Source organism: Agrobacterium sp. YIC 4121 (genome assembly GCF_002008205.1).
Taxonomy (GTDB): Bacteria; Pseudomonadota; Alphaproteobacteria; order Rhizobiales; family Rhizobiaceae; genus Agrobacterium; species Agrobacterium leguminum.
The window spans coordinates 705,359-722,985 of sequence record NZ_MRDI01000001.1; the positions used below are offsets into that span (position 1 = coordinate 705,359).

General features: G+C 60.0%; 11 protein-coding genes. 8 read left to right on the forward strand and 3 right to left on the reverse strand.

Annotation, left to right across the window (positions count from 1 at the left end):
* Positions 1-7: 7 nt before the first annotated feature.
* The 3 genes from BTE54_RS03625 to BTE54_RS03640 form a co-directional block, all read right to left on the reverse strand.
* A complete protein-coding gene (locus BTE54_RS03625) occupies positions 8-1,777 on the reverse strand; it encodes a sulfite reductase subunit alpha (protein WP_078051439.1) in 1,770 nt (589 codons plus the stop codon).
* Positions 1,774-7,275 carry a glutamate synthase-related protein gene (locus tag BTE54_RS03630; RefSeq protein WP_078051440.1) on the reverse strand — a complete coding sequence of 1,834 codons (5,502 nt, stop codon included), beginning with the start codon at positions 7,273-7,275 and terminating at the stop codon, positions 1,774-1,776. The genes BTE54_RS03625 and BTE54_RS03630 overlap by 4 nt, the downstream gene beginning before the upstream one ends.
* 406 nt (positions 7,276-7,681) lie before the next feature.
* Positions 7,682-9,010 carry an MFS transporter gene (locus BTE54_RS03640; RefSeq protein WP_065654755.1) on the reverse strand — a complete coding sequence of 443 codons (1,329 nt, stop codon included), beginning with the start codon at positions 9,008-9,010 and terminating at the stop codon, positions 7,682-7,684.
* Positions 9,011-9,259: 249 nt separating this feature from the next.
* Here BTE54_RS03640 and cyoA point away from each other — a divergent pair, with 249 nt between their 5' ends.
* The 8 genes from cyoA to upp all read left to right on the forward strand — a co-directional run bounded on the left by cyoA (position 9,260) and on the right by upp (position 17,571).
* A complete protein-coding gene (gene cyoA, locus BTE54_RS03645) occupies positions 9,260-10,390 on the forward strand; it encodes a ubiquinol oxidase subunit II (protein WP_065654756.1) in 1,131 nt (376 codons plus the stop codon).
* A gap of 76 nt (positions 10,391-10,466) precedes the next feature.
* Positions 10,467-12,470 (forward strand): cytochrome o ubiquinol oxidase subunit I, encoded by a 2,004-nt coding sequence (gene cyoB / locus BTE54_RS03650; protein WP_078051442.1) that lies wholly within the window; start codon positions 10,467-10,469, stop codon positions 12,468-12,470.
* A 6-nt stretch (positions 12,471-12,476) separates the two neighbouring features.
* Positions 12,477-13,103, forward strand: a complete 627-nt coding sequence (gene cyoC, locus BTE54_RS03655; protein WP_003524364.1) for a cytochrome o ubiquinol oxidase subunit III — start codon at positions 12,477-12,479, stop codon at positions 13,101-13,103.
* Complete coding sequence (gene cyoD / locus BTE54_RS03660; protein ID WP_003514416.1) at positions 13,103-13,498, forward strand: cytochrome o ubiquinol oxidase subunit IV; 396 nt, start codon at positions 13,103-13,105, stop codon at positions 13,496-13,498. The genes cyoC and cyoD overlap by 1 nt, the downstream gene beginning before the upstream one ends.
* A 278-nt stretch (positions 13,499-13,776) precedes the next feature.
* Positions 13,777-14,538 (forward strand): SURF1 family protein, encoded by a 762-nt coding sequence (locus BTE54_RS03665; protein ID WP_174038693.1) that lies wholly within the window; start codon positions 13,777-13,779, stop codon positions 14,536-14,538.
* 113 nt (positions 14,539-14,651) lie between these two features.
* Positions 14,652-15,872, forward strand: a complete 1,221-nt coding sequence (locus BTE54_RS03670) for a phosphopentomutase (RefSeq protein WP_078051444.1) — start codon at positions 14,652-14,654, stop codon at positions 15,870-15,872.
* On the forward strand, positions 15,869-16,846 hold the full coding sequence (locus tag BTE54_RS03675; RefSeq protein ID WP_078051445.1) for an adenosine deaminase: 978 nt from the start codon (positions 15,869-15,871) through the stop codon (positions 16,844-16,846). The genes BTE54_RS03670 and BTE54_RS03675 overlap by 4 nt, the downstream gene beginning before the upstream one ends.
* A 95-nt stretch (positions 16,847-16,941) precedes the next feature.
* Complete coding sequence (gene upp, locus BTE54_RS03680) at positions 16,942-17,571, forward strand: uracil phosphoribosyltransferase (RefSeq protein WP_003524359.1); 630 nt, start codon at positions 16,942-16,944, stop codon at positions 17,569-17,571.
* Positions 17,572-17,627 lie beyond the last annotated feature (56 nt).

Below are 17,627 nucleotides of genomic sequence, written 5' to 3' on the forward strand. Positions count from 1 at the left end.
GCAATAGTTAGTAGACGTCGCGCAGATAACGTTTTTCGCGTTTCAGCCGGTTCACATACTCGCTCGCCGCCTCAGCGGAGATGCCGGCCTCCTCGCTGACGATGCCGTGCAGGGCATCATCGACGTCCTTCGCCATGCGGGTCGCGTCGCCGCAGACGTAGAAATAACCGCCCTCTTCAAGCCATTGATAGAGCGCCTTGCCGTTCTGCCGCATGCGGGTCTGGACATAAATCTTCTCCGCCTGATCCCGCGAGAAAGCGAGGTCGAGGCGGGTGAGCACACCATCGCGGCTCATGTCGCCAAGTTCGTTTTCATAGATGAAATCCGACTGCCGGTGCTGATCGCCGAAAAACAGCCAGTTTTTGCCGTTTGCGCCTCGGGCTTGCCGTTCCTGCAAAAAAGCTCGGAAGGGCGCGATGCCCGTACCCGGTCCCACCATGATCATAGGCGCGTCATTGTCCTGCGGCACACGAAACGCTTTGTTCGGCGAGACGAAAATCCCGGCACTCTGTCCGGCCTCCACGCGGTCGGCGAGATAGGTGGAGCACACGCCCCCACGCTCACGGCCCTCGGCGCGATAACGCACGCTGGCGATGGTCAGATGCACGCTATTTTTTGCGACCAGCGGGCTGGAAGAAATGGAATAGGCGCGATGTTGCAGGGGTTTCAGGAATGTTACAAATTCAGCAACATCGAATAGCGGCTTTCCGCCGAGATTGATGAGGTCGAGAATATCCTTGCTCCAGAGAAAGGCGGCCAGTTGCTCCCTGTCTCCGTTTGCGAGAATGTGGATGAGTTCGTCATGCCCCGCCCGCTTGCCGATTTCGGCGACGAGTTCGCGCGAAGGCGTCGATATCTCGAACATGTTGAGAAGCGCATCGCCGACCGGCCGGTCCAGCCCGGCGATTTGGCTATCCGCAGCCGCTCCGAAGTGTTCCAGCAGCGCGCCGGCCAGTTTCGGATCGTTCAGGGGCACGACGCCAAGAGCGTCACCCGCCTCATAGTCCAGACCACTTTCGCCGAGATCGAATTCGTAGTGGCGAATTTCCTTGGATGAGCCGGGACCGGACAGGCGGCGATTGACGCTTACCTCAGCCGAATAGGGATTTCTGCGGCCCCAGCCCTGTTTTGCCCGCACGGGCGGCTCGGCGATGTCGGGCATGGTGACAGATGCCGTATTGCCGCCATCGACAGCAAGCGCGAGCGGCAGGGTCTCACCGATCCATGCGGCGGCGGCGTCCTCGAAGTCGATATCGCAGTCGATACGCGTCTTCATGCGCTTGCCGCCGAGTTGTTCGAACCGCGTATCGATAAGCTTACCCGCCTGGCAGAAGCCGTCATAGCCGGTATCGCCGAGCGCGAGCACGGCAAAATTCATCTCGTCCAGACGCGGCGCGCTGTCCGCGGCGAGCGCTTCCCAGAAAAGCTGGGCATTATCAGGCATTTCACCTTCGCCATAGGTCGAGGTGACAACGATGACCCGCTTCATGGCGCCGAGACTGTCCATCGAGACATCATCGAGTGCCGTCACCACCGGCTGCATGCCCTGGGCGCGCGCGGCGGCGGCGACATCCATCGCCAGCGCCTCCGCATTGCCGGTCTGGGTGCCGAAGAGAATATTCAGCACGCTGGCCGCCGCCCGGGGAGCAGCGGCGGCAACCGATGTCTCCAGGCCGATGGCGGCGCGGGAATGGAGCCCCGCCAGAAAACCGGAAAGCCATGCGCGCTGATCACCGTTGAAGGGCGCGTCTTCGGGAATATAAGGTATCTTCATCATGCTGCCCTGTGGCTGGATGCGGTGGCGAGGTCGGGAATGGCGCGGGCTGCGAAAAGCTCCTCGAAGCCCGGCAGACGGCCGATCTTCTCGACGTTTTTCCGGTTCTGCTGAATGATCCAGCCATAGGTGCCGGGGCTGTCCACCGACCAGATGTTCCTGCGCGCCAGCGCCTGCTTGTAATCGTCGAGGCGCTTGGCGGCGATCATCACCGCAAGCTGTTCATCGCCATGGTCCGAAAGCGCCTCGCGGGCATATTTCAGTAACCGCTGCATCAGCGCATAGTCTTCCGTGAGGATGAGATTGCGCACGGCTTTTTCAATTGCCGGGTCGGAAGGACCCGACGCCATCGGCAGCCGCTGCAGGGCGATGGCCTGCGCCATGCTCAACACGGTATAATTGTTGAGCAGCGCGTACATTTCTTCGGTATCCGTCTCGCCATAACCCGGCACCGTTCCGTTCAGGACGGCCTTGCGGTCGCGATAGGCGAGCTTGAACTTTCGCAGTTGATGAGCGGCAAGCGCGGATGCCAGTTCCTCCAGCAGTTCCTTGCGGGGCTTCGCCTTCAGAATTTCATCGCTATCCTGATAAAGCAGCAGGGCGCGTGGCATGCCATAGACGAAATTATGCTGTTCACTTTCCCAGTTTTCCAGAAGCCATGCCGCCTTGGCCGAGCCGGTTTCTGCGACATGCCAGGTCAGAAGCTGGTGGATTGCCTGATTATGAATGGCGGCCTGTTCATCCTCACCGGTGACTGAACCGAGCAGGATGGAATCGTGGCTGACTTTCTTCGGCAGATCGCCATAGGGATCATACTGATAAACGAAGCCGCCGCTCATGCCGTTGCCGAAACCCTTGCCGAAGCTGCCGAGGTTCAGGACCGCGCCGTTGGTCATGTATTCGCAGGCGAAATCACCCACGCCTTCGACGACGGCGGTGGCGCCGGAGTTACGCACCGCGAAACGGTCGCCCGCCTGCCCTTCCACGAAGGTCCGACCGCCGGTGGCGCCGAACAGCGCGAAATTGCCGACCAGCACGTTGCCGCCCGCCTCTTCCGAGCCGCCGCCGGGGGAGCGCACGACGATGGTGCCGCCGCAGGCGCTTTTGCCGACGCCGTCATTGCAGGTGCCGGTATGGACCATGACCATGCCGTCATTGCAGAAAGCGCCGAAGGACTGCCCGGCGGAACCGGAGGTATCGATGCGCACCGAACCCGCCTCTAGGAACCGGCGGCCACGGCTGTCCCGCTTCACGGCCGGCAGAGCATCCGCCTCTTCGTCGGAAAGCTCATGGTTCAGCATGCGTTCGATATCGACGGCGAGCTGACCGCCGACGCTCTTGTTGCAATTGTTGAGGAAACGATTGCCGCCAAGCTCGATATTCTCGCGCCTGCTGTCGACCAGGGCCGAGCGCACGAGTTCGATGAAGGCATCGTCCAGTGCAAAGTCCTTTTCCATATAGACCGGGCTGTCGATCTTCACCTCTTCGACCACGGCGAGCATTGCCCGGAGGTCAAGCTGGCCGACGCTTGCCGGATGATCGAGGAGGTGAAGAAGATCGGAACGGCCGCGTGCCTCCCGCAGCGAGGCAACCCCAAGCCCGGCCAAAATCTCGCGCGTTTCATGGGCGATGTTCATGAGATATTGCGCCAGCGCGCGCGGATCGCCGTTGAAGGCCTCCTGATTGGTGGTGAGACCGGCTGGGCACTTGATATTGCAGTTCTTGGCCATGACACATTTCAGCATCATCAGCGCCGTCGTGCCAAATTCGAAACTGTCACCGCCGAGAAGTGCCGATTTCACCACATCGCTCGCCGTCTGGTGCGCGCCGGAGCAACGCAGCAGCACCTTGGCGCGCAGACCGGTGGCGCAGAGCGCCTGATGCACCTCGGCAATGCCGATCTCCGCCGCGCGGCCAGTATATTTGAGGCTGGTGACGGCAGCCGCCCCCGTGCCGCCGGTATTGCCGGCGACATTGATGACATCCGCCCCCGCCTTGGCGACGCCGACTGCAATCGTGCCGATGCCTTCAGACGAGACCAGCTTAACGATAACGCGCACGCGCGCCGCCTTGGCGTCATGGATGAGCTGGGCCAGATCCTCGATCGAATAGGTATCGTGATGCGGTGGCGGCGAGACAAGCTCGACGCCCGGCGTACCACCGCGTGCGGCGGCGATTTCCACCGTCACCTTGGGAGACGGCAACTGCCCGCCCTCGCCTGGCTTTGCGCCCTGACCGATCTTGATCTCGATCTCTTCCAGCATCGGATCGGCAAGATAACCGGCCCAGACGCCGAAACGGCCAGAGGCGAACTGCTTGATGCGCGAGGCACGGATGGTGCCATAACGGGAAATATGCTCGCCGCCTTCACCCGAATTCGACATGCCGCCAACCATGTTGGTGCCATGTGCAACCGCTTCATGGGCCGCAGCGACAAGCGCGCCGTGGCTCATGGCACCCGATGCCAGGGTCTTGGTGATCTCGCTCGCCTTCTGAACGGCATCGAGCGGAATGCTTTCCGGTGCAGTGCGGATAAGCGAGAGATAGGCGGATGCTTCACCCTGCGCCTGAACCATGAGCGCGCCACCTTCCAGCCAGTGGCCGGGAATATCCGCACCGAAACGGTCGAGCAGCGACTGGCCGAGCGCGGCAAGCCGGGCAAGCTCATGACCGTGCGGGCCGGTCAATTGCAGCCGGAAAGCGCCGTCTCCCGCCTCTTCGCAACGCAATCCGCGCACCATGAAGCTGTTATTGCCCTGCCGGGAAAAACGGCCCATTTCCCGGCGGAATTCTTCTGCGGAACCGGCGAATGTGACGTCGGCCGGCAATTCCAGAACGTCGCGCAGAGCGGCCGGGCGGCGCGCCCTTTCCTCGGCCATCATGCGGGCGAAGGCGCGGTAACCGGGCGTTACCTCGAATTTGTCGATGGCCTCCGGGGTCAGCCGGTCGAAGCTGTTGTGATAATAGGCCGCATCGTTGAGACCGAAGGCATCTTCCAGCCGGTTGAGCGGCAGGAGACGCAAAGCCTCCTCGTTTTCGGTTCCCTTGTCGAAACCGATCTTCTCCTCCGTCATGTCCACGAAACCGCGTACCGCCGTCGTGCCATAGGAATGGCCGGCGCCTTCCGCACGCTCCTTGAAGAGACCGAGCAGCGGAATGTCGTTTTCGCCCTTCACGGACAGCGCCTTGCGGTGCCAGTCCGCCACGGCCTGCGCGATGACGGCGAAGTTGACGCCGCCAACCGGGGTCTTCACATTGGGGAAATAGCGCTTCAGTACCGCATCGTCGGTATCGAGGAAGTTCGGTTCGAAGAACTCGCCGCCGATATAGCTTTCCGCCGTGCACAGGCCGACCTTGCCCATGGTCTTCATCAGCGACTTTTCCGCCGCCTTGGCAAAACGCTTGAAGGCCTTGTCGGCATCAGCACCGAATTTCTCCTCGGCGCGGAACTGCACGCCAAGCGGATAGACGGCAGAAGCGCCGAAGCCGAGGCCGGCTGCTATGTGATGCGAGGAAGAAAACTGGCCACTTTCCACGATCAGGGAAATGCGCAGCCGCAGACCTTCCTCGATCAGCCGCTGATTGATGGCGGAGACGACCATGATCATCGGCAAGGCCGCACGGCCTGCCGAGACATGCCGGTCGGTGATGACGGCGATGCCGCCTTCCTCAGCTGCGAAAGCCACAACCTCATCGCAGAGATCATCGATTGCCTGCCGCAGGGCCGTTTCATTGGCCTCCGCAACATCGAAGACCGGCGAATATAGCATTTCGAAACGGCGAAGGGGCGTCTCCGACTGCTCGCGAATGCGCAGCATATCGAGATGGGTCAAGATCGGGGAACGCACGACGATCTGGCGGGCCTTCTTCGCCCCGCTGTTCGGCTTCGCACCGAGGGCCACACGCAACGTCATGCCGTCGGCCTCACGAATACTGTCGAGCGGAGGATTGGTGACCTGCGCGAAACGTTGTGAGAAATACTTTGCGACGCCGCCTTCCTGATCGGACAGTGCGTTGATGGCATTGCCGTAACCCATCGCCGAAATCTTTTCCGCGCCTGAGGCCAGCATCGGGTCCATCAGGAATTTGAAGCTTTCCTGATTGTGCGAATAGGCGACATAACGCTGGTGGCGCTCCAGATCGCCATTGTAACGCAGCGGCGAGCCCTGCTTTTCCGCCGGCACTTCCGGCAGATCTTCCAGCATGACACGGGCTTCGCGCAACAGGGATGAATATTCGCGGCGTGAGGCGAGAAGCTCCAGCGCCTCGACGGTGGAAAAGGCGCGGCGTTCTGCATGGTCGTAATAAAGCATGCCGCCCGCCTCGATGCGGCCGCGGCGGATGACGCTTTCCGCCGGAAAGGCGATCTGCCCGGCCTCCGACATGACGCAGAGATAATCTTCCGTCTCGACGGTGCGCAGCGGGCGCAGGCCGAGGCGATCGAGCCGCGCGCCGATTATGGTGCCGTCGCCGAAGATCAGCGCGGCCGGGCCGTCATTCTTCTCCTCATAGAGCGAGAAATATTCCAGCATCGCCTTCACACCCGGTGACAGGGTATCGTCATTTTCCCAGGCTGGCGGCATCATCGAGACCACGGCGGTGACGAGGTCGAGACCGTCTTCCATCACCCGTGCCTGCAGGGTCTGATCCAGACGGCAGCTGTCCGACTGGCCTTTCGGCCGGATGATGCTGGCATTCTTTGCCAGCGCCACGGCCGCTTCCGACAGCCGGTTCTTCTTGTCGGTGTTGAGCTCGCCATTATGCGCCATCAGACGGAAGGGCTGCGCCATGGAAGGATGCGGATCGGTATTGGTGGAGAACCGCGTGTGGAAATACATCGTATGCACTTCATGGCGCGGATCGGTGAGGTCGCAGAAATAGGGCATGACCTCATGGGAGTTCAGGCGGCCTTTCAGAACCTGCGTGCGGGCGCTGAGCGACAGCGGATAAAAGCCAGCGAGTTCCGGCACCGTATAGGCAAGCGCCTCGATGGCCAGCAACGCCTTGTGGATGCGCCAGTCAAATTCGGTAAGGGTTGCGCATTCGGCCGGAGCCGAAAAGACCCATTGGCGGATCGGCAACTGGTAGGGGATAGCTGCGGGACGGATGGCCGCATCATTCACCGGCACATCGCGAACGAGCAGGATTGAAAAGCCCTGCTCTTTAAGGGCGTTTGCGATGATACCGACAGCCTCGCCATGGAAAGCCGGATTTTGCGGCAGAAAAAAATTGCCGACGCCGAACCGGCCAGCCTGCAAGCCGTCCTCACCGGTCAATTCCCGAAAGAAAGAGAGCGACAAATCCAGCGATACGCCCGCGCCATCCCCGACACCTTCCGCCGACATGCCGCCGCGATGCGGCACGGCACAGAGAGCCTCGTGGCCGCGCTTCAGCACATCATGCGTCTGCACGCCGTCCTTGCGGGTGATGAAACCGACACCACAGCTGCTTTTTTCAAAAGCCGCATCGTAAAGGCCGAATTTTTGCTCCGTCACACTCAAGGCACTCTCCTCTCGTTGCGCATTTCGCGCGGCATCGCCCTCTTTCCCGAAACCCGGCGCGTCAGCCGGCACTCTGCGGGCGGAGCCGCAGGCGACCTGGCTGCTCCTCATTCTTCTGCTTAGCGGCGTTTAATGGCGCGAACGGTCGTTTTGCGGCCGTCAAACGGCTTGGCGGCGATGGCCGCTTTTTCGCAAATAATGATCGTCGTCGTTCGCATCGCGTTCCCTGAAGGCCGGCTTTCCGGCAGTGAGATACACTGAATTACGTCAGTATTGCTTACATAATATTTCATGATCGACCAAGTCAAGATTAAAATCGACCCGGCGCAATAAAAAAACAAAAACGCCGCGAAATCCGACAGGATTCCGCGGCGCGATGGCTGCAGAGATTTTTAAATTGCCCGGATCACTCCGAAGGCATGTCCAGAGTGCGGCTGAACCAGAGGGCAATCAGCGTGCAGAGCGCACCCGACATCAGGTAAATGCCGACCGCGAAAAGGCCGAATTTGGACGAAAATCCGAGCGCGACGAGCGGTGCGAAGCCAGCACCGATCAGCCAGGAAATATCCGAGGTGAGCGACGCGCCGGTATAGCGGTACTCACGGCTGAAGCGGGAAGCAAGCGCGCCGCCTGCCTGACCGAAGGACAGGCCAAGCAGAGAAAAGCCGATCAGCACAAAGAGATAACGGCCAATATCACCGGAACCAAGAAGAACCGGTGCAACCAGACTGAAAAGGCCGATCAGCACCGCCGCGATGGCAAGAAGCTTCCGCCGGCCGATCCTGTCGGCCAGAATACCGGAGACCACGATCATCCCGCCGGCGATGATGGCGCTGACGAATTGCACGAAAAGGAAGTCCGAGACACGCTGGCTGGTGTTGAGCGAAACCCAACTCAGCGGGAAGACGGTGACCAGATGGAAGAGCGCAAAGCTTGCCAGCGGCACGAACGCTCCCGTGAGGACCACCGGAAACTGCGAGCGCAGCATCTTGAACATGGGGCGCGGTTCCAGCTCGTGCTGTTCCAGCATGGCCTGAAATTCCGGCGTCACGATCATGCGCAAGCGGGCGAAGAGCGCGAGAACATTCAGCGCCAGCGCCACGAAGAAGGGGAAACGCCAGCCCCAGGCGAGGAATTCCGCATTGGAAAGCTGTGTGACGAAGACGATGAAAAAGGCGCTGGCGAGACCGAAGCCCATGGCCGCACCGATCTGCGGCATCATGGCGTACCAGCCGCGCTGTTTCTGCGGCGCATTCATGGCGAGCAGCGACACCAGACCGTCCCATGCGCCGCCAAGCCCAAGGCCCTGGCCGATGCGGAACACCGCCAGAAGACAGGGGGCAAGCATGCCCGCTTCCGCATAGGACGGAAGAAAGCTGATCGCCATGGTGGAACCACAGAGCGTGAAGAGAGCGGCCATCAGCTTCACGGCGCGCCCGAATTTGCGGTCGATCTGGAGGAAGATCAGCGAGCCGATAGGCCTTGCGATAAAGGCCAGTGAGAAAACCGCGAAGGAATAGAGCGTCGCCGTCAGCGGGTCGACGAAAGAAAAGAAGACGTGGGGGAAAACGAGCGCGGAGGCGATGGCATAGATGAAAAAGTCAAAGAATTCCGTCATTCTCGCAAGAATGACCGCAATCGTGATGCGATCCGGATCGACCTTGACGGGACCGACCCCATTTCCGTTCGCCTCCGGCGCCTGCCCAAAGGATGGAGCAGCATTCGTATAACTCATAATATCCCTCCTGCGTCATGGACGAACCATTTCCTGTAACGCGCCGGCTCCTCTTCCGTTGCGTTACGATGCGGCGGATTGTCACACGCACCCTACGTAACGTCAATTGAAGTTTGGCAATAAAGGGTTGCCCAGTCAGCTGACCATGCGATAATGCACGCGCTCCGTCCTTAAACGCAGCTCTGCCCGAGACATGGTGCATCGCGAAGGTTTCGCTGCACCGCGACAATATACCTCATTTGAAAAATGATGTTCGGCAATTATTCGCGGCATAATCCAAACTGTACGAGTTCAAAGAACGTGCGCACGATCAAAAAAATCCTATCCGCCCTTCTGGCAATCCCGGCTCTGCTGCTGCTCAGCGGCTGTAACCTCGTGGTGATGAACCCTTCGGGCGACGTCGCCATCCAGCAGCGCGATCTTATCATCACGTCCACGGTCTTGATGCTGCTGATCATCGTCCCCGTCATCGTCCTGACGATTTTCTTCGCATGGAAATATCGGGAATCGGCAAAGGCCGAGGATTACGATCCCGAATGGCACCACTCCACGCGCCTTGAAATGGTGATCTGGTCGGCTCCGGTCGCCATCATCCTGATGCTCGGCACGGTGACCTGGATTTCCACTCACCGTCTCGACCCCTATCGTCCGCTGGAGCGTATCGACGAGAACCGTCAGGTGACCGCCGATGTCAAACCGATCACGGTGGAAGTGGTGGCCATGGACTGGAAGTGGCTGTTCTTCTATCCCGAACTCGGCATTGGCAGCGTCAATGAATTCGCCGCTCCGGTCGATGTTCCGATCAATTTCAAGATCACCGGCACGACGGCAATGAACTCCTTCTTCGTGCCCGCGCTCGCCGGCCAGATCTACGCCATGGGCGGCATGCAGACCAAGCTGCACGCGGTCATCAACAAGGAAGGCGTTTATGACGGCTTCTCGGCCAACTTCTCCGGCCCCGGCTTCTCCCACATGCGCTTCAAGTTCCATGGCCTCAGCCAGCAGGGCTTCGACCAGTGGGTTGCCAAGGCGAAAGAGGGCGGCAAGGGCTTCGGCCGTCAGGAATATCTGGAATTCGCCAAGCCTTCGGAGCGCGAGCCGGTACAATATTTCGCTTCGGTCGATCCCGAACTCTACAGCGCCATCCTCAACCGCTGCGTCGAGCCCAACAAGCTCTGCATGCGCGACATGATGCATATCGACGCCAATGGCGGCGGCGGCAAGGAAGGCATCGATATCGCCAAGGCGCTGAATTCCGTCGTCTGCACGCCGCTTGCGCCCTTTGGCGTCGCCAGCGGCCCCCAATCCACTCCGGCTGCGCTCGAAGGACAGACTTTCGAGCCTGCGGCGCTGCCGGAAACGAAACAAGTCGCTGGCTGACGGATACGTCCCGGCATTATGCGGCGCGGCCAATGGCTGCGCCGATCTTATGTCTTAGAATCGCAAGAGGCTAAAAATGATCGTCAATTCCGATCAAACGTCGTTCCTGTTCGGGAAGCTGACATGGGAGTCCATCCCGCTTCACGAGCCCATTCTTGTCGCGACCTTCGCGGCCGTGGCTCTGGGCGGTATCGCCGTCGTCGGCGCCCTCACCTATTTCCGCCTCTGGGGCTATCTCTGGAATGAATGGTTCACGAGCATCGATCACAAGAAGATCGGTATCATGTACATCATCCTGGCGCTCGTCATGCTGCTGCGCGGTTTCGCCGATGCCATCATGATGCGTGTCCAGCAGGCGATCGCGTCGGGCGGATCGGAAGGTTACCTCCCGCCACACCATTACGACCAGATCTTCACAGCCCACGGCGTCATCATGATCTTCTTCATGGCCATGCCGATGATCACGGGTTTGATGAACTTCGTCGTGCCGCTGCAGATCGGCGCCCGCGACGTTTCGTTCCCCTTCCTCAACAACTTCTCCTTCTGGATGACCACGGCCGGCGCCGTCATCACCATGATCTCGCTGTTCATCGGTGAATATGCGCAGACCGGCTGGCTGGCCTATCCGCCGCTCTCCGGCATCGATGGAAGCCCGGGCGTGGGGGTGGATTATTATATCTGGGGTCTGCAGATCGCCGGTGTGGGAACGACGCTATCGGGCATCAACCTGATCGTGACGATCATCAAGATGCGCGCGCCTGGCATGACCATGATGCGCCTGCCGATCTTCGTCTGGACATCGCTGTGTTCGAACATCCTGATCGTGGCCTCTTTCCCGATCCTGACCGGCACGCTGGCACTTCTCACCCTCGACCGTTACGTTGGCACCAATTTCTTCACCAACGATCTCGGCGGCAACCCGATGATGTATGTCAACCTCATCTGGATCTGGGGCCACCCCGAAGTTTACATTCTGGTCCTGCCGGCATTCGGCGTCTTCTCGGAAATCGTTGCGACGTTCTCCCGCAAGCGTCTCTTCGGTTATGCCTCGATGGTCTACGCCACGGGCGTCATCACCATCCTCGCCTATATCGTGTGGCTGCACCACTTCTTCACCATGGGTTCCGGTGCAAGCGTGAATGCCTTCTTCGGCATCACCACGATGATCATCTCGATCCCGACGGGTGCCAAGATCTTCAACTGGCTCTTCACCATGTATAAGGGCCGCATCAAGTTCGATGTCCCGATGCTGTGGACGATCGGCTTCATGATCACCTTCGTCATCGGCGGCATGACCGGCGTTCTCCTCGCCGTTCCGCCGGCGGACTTCGTGCTGCACAACTCGCTGTTCCTGATCGCCCACTTCCACAACACCATCATCGGTGGCGTGGTGTTCGGTGTGCTTGCGGGTATCGTCTACTGGTTCCCGAAGGCCTTCGGTTACCGTCTCGATCCGTTCTGGGGCAAGCTGTCCTTCTGGTTCTGGTTCATCGGTTTCTATTTCGCCTTCATGCCGCTCTATATTCTCGGCCTGATGGGGATTACCCGCCGTATCAGCCAGTTCGAGGATAATTCCCTGCAGATCTGGTTCGTGATCGCCGCCTTCGGCGCCTTCCTGATCGCGCTCGGCATCGCCTCCTTCGTCATCCAGCTCATCGTCAGCTTCCTGAAGCGCGACCAGCTGCGTGACGTGACCGGCGACCCCTATAACGGCCGTACGCTGGAATGGTCGACGTCTTCGCCGCCGCCCGCCTACAACTTCGCCTTCACGCCCGTCATCCACGATGTCGACGCCTGGGCGGATATGAAGAAGCGCGGTTACAACCGTCCCAAGGAAGGCTTCATCCCGATCCATATGCCGAAGAACACCGGCGCGGGCGTGATCATCAGCGCCATCAGCGTGGTTCTCGGCTTCGCCCTGGTATGGCACATCTGGTGGCTTGCGGCTCTGTCGATGCTCGCCATCATCGCGGTCTCCATCGCCCATACCTTCAACTACAATCGCGATTATTACATTCCGGCTTCCGACGTTTCGACGGTCGAAGCGGAACGTACCAAGCTGCTCGCGGAACAGGCGTAACGGAACATGTCTCATACACCTGCACAAAGCGTCGACGGCGCTGAACCACCGGTCTTCTACCTGAAGGAAGACCATCACCCGGAGAACGGCACCTCGCTGGGCTTCTGGCTCTACCTGATGAGCGACTGCCTTATCTTCGCGACGCTGTTTGCCACCTATGCCGTTGTCGGCCGCAACTATGCGGCCGGCCCTTCCGGTGCCGACCTGTTCGACCTGAAGCTGGTGGCGATCAATACCGGCTTCCTGCTTTTCTCCTCCATCACCTATGGCTTCGCCATGCTGGAAATGGAAAAGCAGAAGGTAAAGGCCACGCTGGTCTGGCTGGGTGTGACCGGCCTCTTCGGCCTCGCCTTCCTCGCGGTCGAACTCTACGAGTTCCATCACCTGATCGCGGAAGGTGCCGGTCCGCAGCGTTCGGCGTTCCTGTCGGCCTTCTTCGCGCTGGTCGGCACGCACGGTCTGCACGTCACCTTCGGCATCATCTGGCTCGTCACGCTCATGTTCCAGGTCGCCAAGCACGGCCTGATCGCGGCAAACAAGCGTCGCCTGATGTGCCTGTCGATGTTCTGGCACTTCCTTGACGTCATCTGGATCGGCGTCTTCTCCTTCGTTTACCTCATGGGAGTTCTTTGATGAGTTCCGAAGCACACGCACATCACGACGCGCATGGCGACGACCATCATCACCATGATGGCGCGAGCCATGGCACCTTCAAGAGCTACATGATCGGCTTCGTCCTGTCGGTTATACTGACGGCGATCCCCTTCTGGCTGGTCATGGGCGACGTTCTTGAAAACAAGACCCTGCTGGTCATCGCCATCATGGGTCTCGGCGTCATCCAGATTTTTGTGCACATGATCTACTTCCTGCACATGGACACCAAGTCCGAAGGCGGCTGGACCTTCATGGCGCTGATCTTCACCGTCGTGGTGCTCCTGATCACGCTCTCCGGCTCGCTCTGGGTCATGTACAACATGAACAAGAACATGATGCCGCTGCACATCGAGGATGTGAAAAACCTGCCCTGAGCAGCAGAGACCTACGGCCTGCCGGGTTTCCGGCGGGCCGCCTTCGCGCCAACACATAACCCCATGAATCCTGGTGCGATTTATGGGGTTATTTGCTGGAAGGAGCGCATGCGGGCGCTAGAGTTTTTTCGCTTTTCCTCGAATCGCAAAAACACTCTAACTCTTTGTTTTAGCGCATTTCCGGACGGAAAACCGGGTTCCACTTTTCCTGGAAATGCTCCGGGAAACCCGCCAAAGCAGACCGGTTTCTGCCGGGCGCGCTTCGCAAGGACCGTGACATGAGCGAAACCACACCCCATAACCGGCGCATCCGCCCTGCGGCCATCGTCGTCCTGTTCCTGACCGTCGTTCTGACGGGTCTGCTGCTCGCGCTCGGCACCTGGCAGGTCAAGCGCCTTTCCTGGAAGCTCGATCTTATCGAGCGGGTCGAAGCCCGTGCCCATGCCGATCCCGTCGACGCCCCTGCCGCCAAAGAATGGCCGGCGCTCGGCGATCCGGCGGAATACGAATATCGCCGTGTGAAACTGTCCGGCACCTTCCTCAATGACAGGGAGGTTCAGGTCTATACGGTCACGGACCTCGGCCCCGGTTACTGGGTGATGACGCCGCTCAAGCGGGACGATGGCTCCAGCATCATCGTCAATCGCGGCTTCGTGCCGTCCGACAGGCGCGACCCGTCCTCCCGCCAGGAAGGCGAACCGGCCGGAAATGTCGAGGTCGTCGGGCTGATGCGCGCGCCCGAAACCGGCGGGCTTTTCCTGCGCACCAACGATCCGGCAAATGGCCGCTGGTATTCCCGCAACATCCCGCAAATCTCGCAGGCATCCGGCCTTTCCGATGTCGCGCCGTTTTATGTCGATGCCGATGCAACCCCCAATCCGGGCGGCCTGCCGGTCGGCGGCAAGACCATGCTCACCTTCCCCAACAACCATCTCTCCTATGCCGTTACGTGGTATATTCTGGCGGCGATGGTGGTGGCTGCGGGCTGGTATGTCCTGCGCAACCTCAACGCCCCCAAACCGAAACGGGACGAGGATTGAGCAGCCGGTTTTACCGGATGGTTCATAAAATCACTTCCTTCTTCACGTTTTGCTGATCTATAACGACAGTTCGGCCTGACATTGCCCGTCGGCGCATTTTGTTTCGGTGAGTTATGGCAAGAGCATTTCTTCTCGTTCTGGATTCCTTCGGCGTCGGCGGCGCACCCGATGCGGAGCGGTATGGCGATCTTGGCGCAAACACGCTCGGCCATATCGCGGAATTCTGTGCAGCGGGCGCTGCCGACAAAGCGGGGCTTCGCTCCGGTCCGTTGAAACTGCCGAACATGTGTTCGCTCGGCCTGCTGGAGATTGCGCGACAGGCAAGCGGCGACATTCCCGCCGGCATGGAACCGCCGGAGCGCATTTTCGGCCTGCACGGTTCCGCCAGCGAAATCTCCAAGGGCAAGGACACGCCGTCCGGTCACTGGGAGATCGCCGGTACGCCCGTCACCTTCGACTGGGGATATTTCCCAACGGAAGGCGACGCCTTTTCTCCGGAACTGGTGGAGGCGATCTGCAAGGAGGCTAATATTCCCGGCATCCTCGGCAATTGCCATGCTTCCGGCACCGAGATCATCGCTGCACTCGGCGAGGAGCATATCAGGACCGGTAAACCGATCTGCTACACCTCATCCGATTCCGTTTTCCAGATCGCCGCGCACGAAACGCATTTCGGTCTGGAGCGCCTCATCTCGCTCTGCGAGACGGTGCGCAAGCTGCTCGATCCTTTGAATATCGGCCGCGTCATCGCCCGCCCCTTCATCGGCGAAACGGTGGCGACCTTCGAACGCACCGGCAACCGTCGCGATTTCTCCGTTCTGCCACCGGAACCGACCCTGCTCGACAGGCTTGTGGAGGCCGGCCGAAAAGTGCACGCCATCGGCAAGATCGGCGATATCTACGCCCATCAGGGTGTGACGCGCGTCATCAAGGCAAATGGCAACAGCGCCCTGATGGATGCGACGTTGCAGGCTATCGATGAGGCCGAAAACGGCGATCTCGTCTTCACCAATTTCGTCGATTTCGACATGCTTTATGGCCATCGCCGGGACGTTGCCGGTTACGCCGCCGCCCTTGAGGCCTTCGATGCGCGAATCCCCGAAATCCATCGCAAGATGGCGCCGGGTGACATCGCCCTTCTGACCGCCGATCACGGTTGCGACCCCACCTGGCGGGGCACCGACCATACACGGGAAAGGGTGCCGATCATGGCATTCGGACCGGGCATTCGCTCACGCGATGTCGGCATCCGTTCAAGCTACGCCGATATCGGCGAAAGCATCGCCCACCATCTTGGCATCGAGGCCGGTTCTCACGGCAGGAGCTTCATTTGACATCGCATTTGCTGAAGGCGGAAATTCACTGCCACATCGAAGGTGCGGCCCCGCCCGCCCTCGTCGCTAAACAGGCGGAGAAATACGGTATCGACACCAGCGGTTTTCTGAGGGACGGCCAATATGTCTGGTCGGATTTCGCCGAATTCATCCGTTGTTATGACGCGGTGGCGCAGGTGTTCAAGACGGATGAGGATTATGCCGTCCTGACTGAAACCTACCTGACCGAACTTGCGCAAGCCAATACCATCTATAGCGAGCTGATCATTTCGCCCGATCACGGCGACCGCATCGGGCTCGGCGCCGACGCCTATCTGGCCGGTATTGCCGAAGGTATCCGCATCGCAAGGGAAAAGACGGGGATCGAAACCCGCATCATCGTCACCGGCGAGCGCCATTTCGGCCCGGAGCGGGTAATCGCCGCGGCCGAATATGCCGCACGCGCTCAACATCCGCTGGTGACGGGCTTCAACATGGCCGGCGAGGAGCGCATGGGCCGCGTCGCCGATTATGCACCCGCCTTCGACATCGCCCGCGATGCCGGCCTTGGGCTGACCATTCATGCCGGCGAGGTTTGCGGACCGGAAAGCGTTGCCGATGCGCTCGATCTCGTCAAACCATCCCGCATCGGGCATGGCGTGCGCGCCATCGAAGATGCCGGTCTTATCGCGCGGCTGGCCGAGGCGGGAACGGTTCTGGAAGTCTGCCCCGGCTCTAATATCGCGCTCAACGTCTATCCCGATTTTGCCAGCCACCCGCTGAAAGCTCTCAGCGACGCCGGGGTGCGCGTCTGCATCAGTTCCGACGATCCGCCATTCTTCTTCACGTCGCTTGCACGGGAATATGCGCTGGCTGCGGATGAGTTCGGCTTCAGCGATGCCGAGATCAACCGTATGACACGGACTGCACTGGAATGCGCCTTCGTGGACGAGGCAACACGTGCGCGACTGCTTGCGAAACTTGATGGTGCCTGACGCTGCGGTTCGCGGGGGTAAAACCGCGAAGAAGGCTTGCGAAAAACGCACTTTCGGTGAATTACAGGGCATAAGATAAAAGGAAGGCCAGTTTCATGGACGGCGTCACAGTCATCGAACATCCGCTGGTGCGGCACAAACTCACCATCATGCGCAAGAAGGAAACTTCCACGGCCGGCTTCCGCCGCCTGCTCAGGGAAATTTCGACGCTGCTCTGCTATGAAGTGACGCGCGACCTTGAGATGACGATGGAAACCATCGATACGCCGCTCGAAACCATCGAGGCCCCCGTGCTCGAAGGCAAGAAGCTGGTTTTCGCCTCCATCCTGCGCGCCGGCAACGGCCTCTTGGAAGGCATGCTCGAACTCGTACCTTCGGCGCGCGTTTCCCATATCGGCGTTTATCGCGATCATGACACGCTGGAAGCCGTCGAATATTACTTCAAAGCCCCGGAAAGCCTCGATGCGCGCCTTATCATCGTTGTCGATCCGATGCTCGCGACCGGCAATTCCTCCATCGCCGCCGTTGAGAAGCTGAAGGAGCGCGGTGCGAAGAACATCCGCTTCCTGTGTCTGCTGGCGGCGCCCGAGGGCATCAAGAACTTCCGTGAAGCGCATCCCGATGTGCATATCTACACCGCCGCGATCGACAGCCATCTGAACGAGAAGGGTTATATCGTTCCCGGTCTCGGCGATGCCGGCGACCGCATGTACGGCACCAAATAAACCCGTTCATCATCGCTTAACCGTTTGAGCCATTCGCCGCTTCCACCAGCGGCGAA

Excerpts from the sequence above, each read along its gene's own strand:
- BTE54_RS03625 (WP_078051439.1), bottom strand. The coding sequence starts at position 1,777 with ATGATGAAGATACCTTATATTCCCGAAGACGCGCCCTTCAACGGTGAT.
- BTE54_RS03640 (WP_065654755.1), bottom strand. The coding sequence starts at position 9,010 with ATGAGTTATACGAATGCTGCTCCATCCTTTGGGCAGGCGCCGGAGGCG.
- cyoA (WP_065654756.1), top strand. The coding sequence starts at position 9,260 with ATGTTCGGCAATTATTCGCGGCATAATCCAAACTGTACGAGTTCAAAG.
- cyoB (WP_078051442.1), top strand. The coding sequence starts at position 10,467 with ATGATCGTCAATTCCGATCAAACGTCGTTCCTGTTCGGGAAGCTGACA.
- cyoC (WP_003524364.1), top strand. The coding sequence starts at position 12,477 with ATGTCTCATACACCTGCACAAAGCGTCGACGGCGCTGAACCACCGGTC.
- cyoD (WP_003514416.1), top strand. The coding sequence starts at position 13,103 with ATGAGTTCCGAAGCACACGCACATCACGACGCGCATGGCGACGACCAT.
- BTE54_RS03665 (WP_174038693.1), top strand. The coding sequence starts at position 13,777 with ATGAGCGAAACCACACCCCATAACCGGCGCATCCGCCCTGCGGCCATC.
- BTE54_RS03670 (WP_078051444.1), top strand. The coding sequence starts at position 14,652 with ATGGCAAGAGCATTTCTTCTCGTTCTGGATTCCTTCGGCGTCGGCGGC.
- upp (WP_003524359.1), top strand. The coding sequence starts at position 16,942 with ATGGACGGCGTCACAGTCATCGAACATCCGCTGGTGCGGCACAAACTC.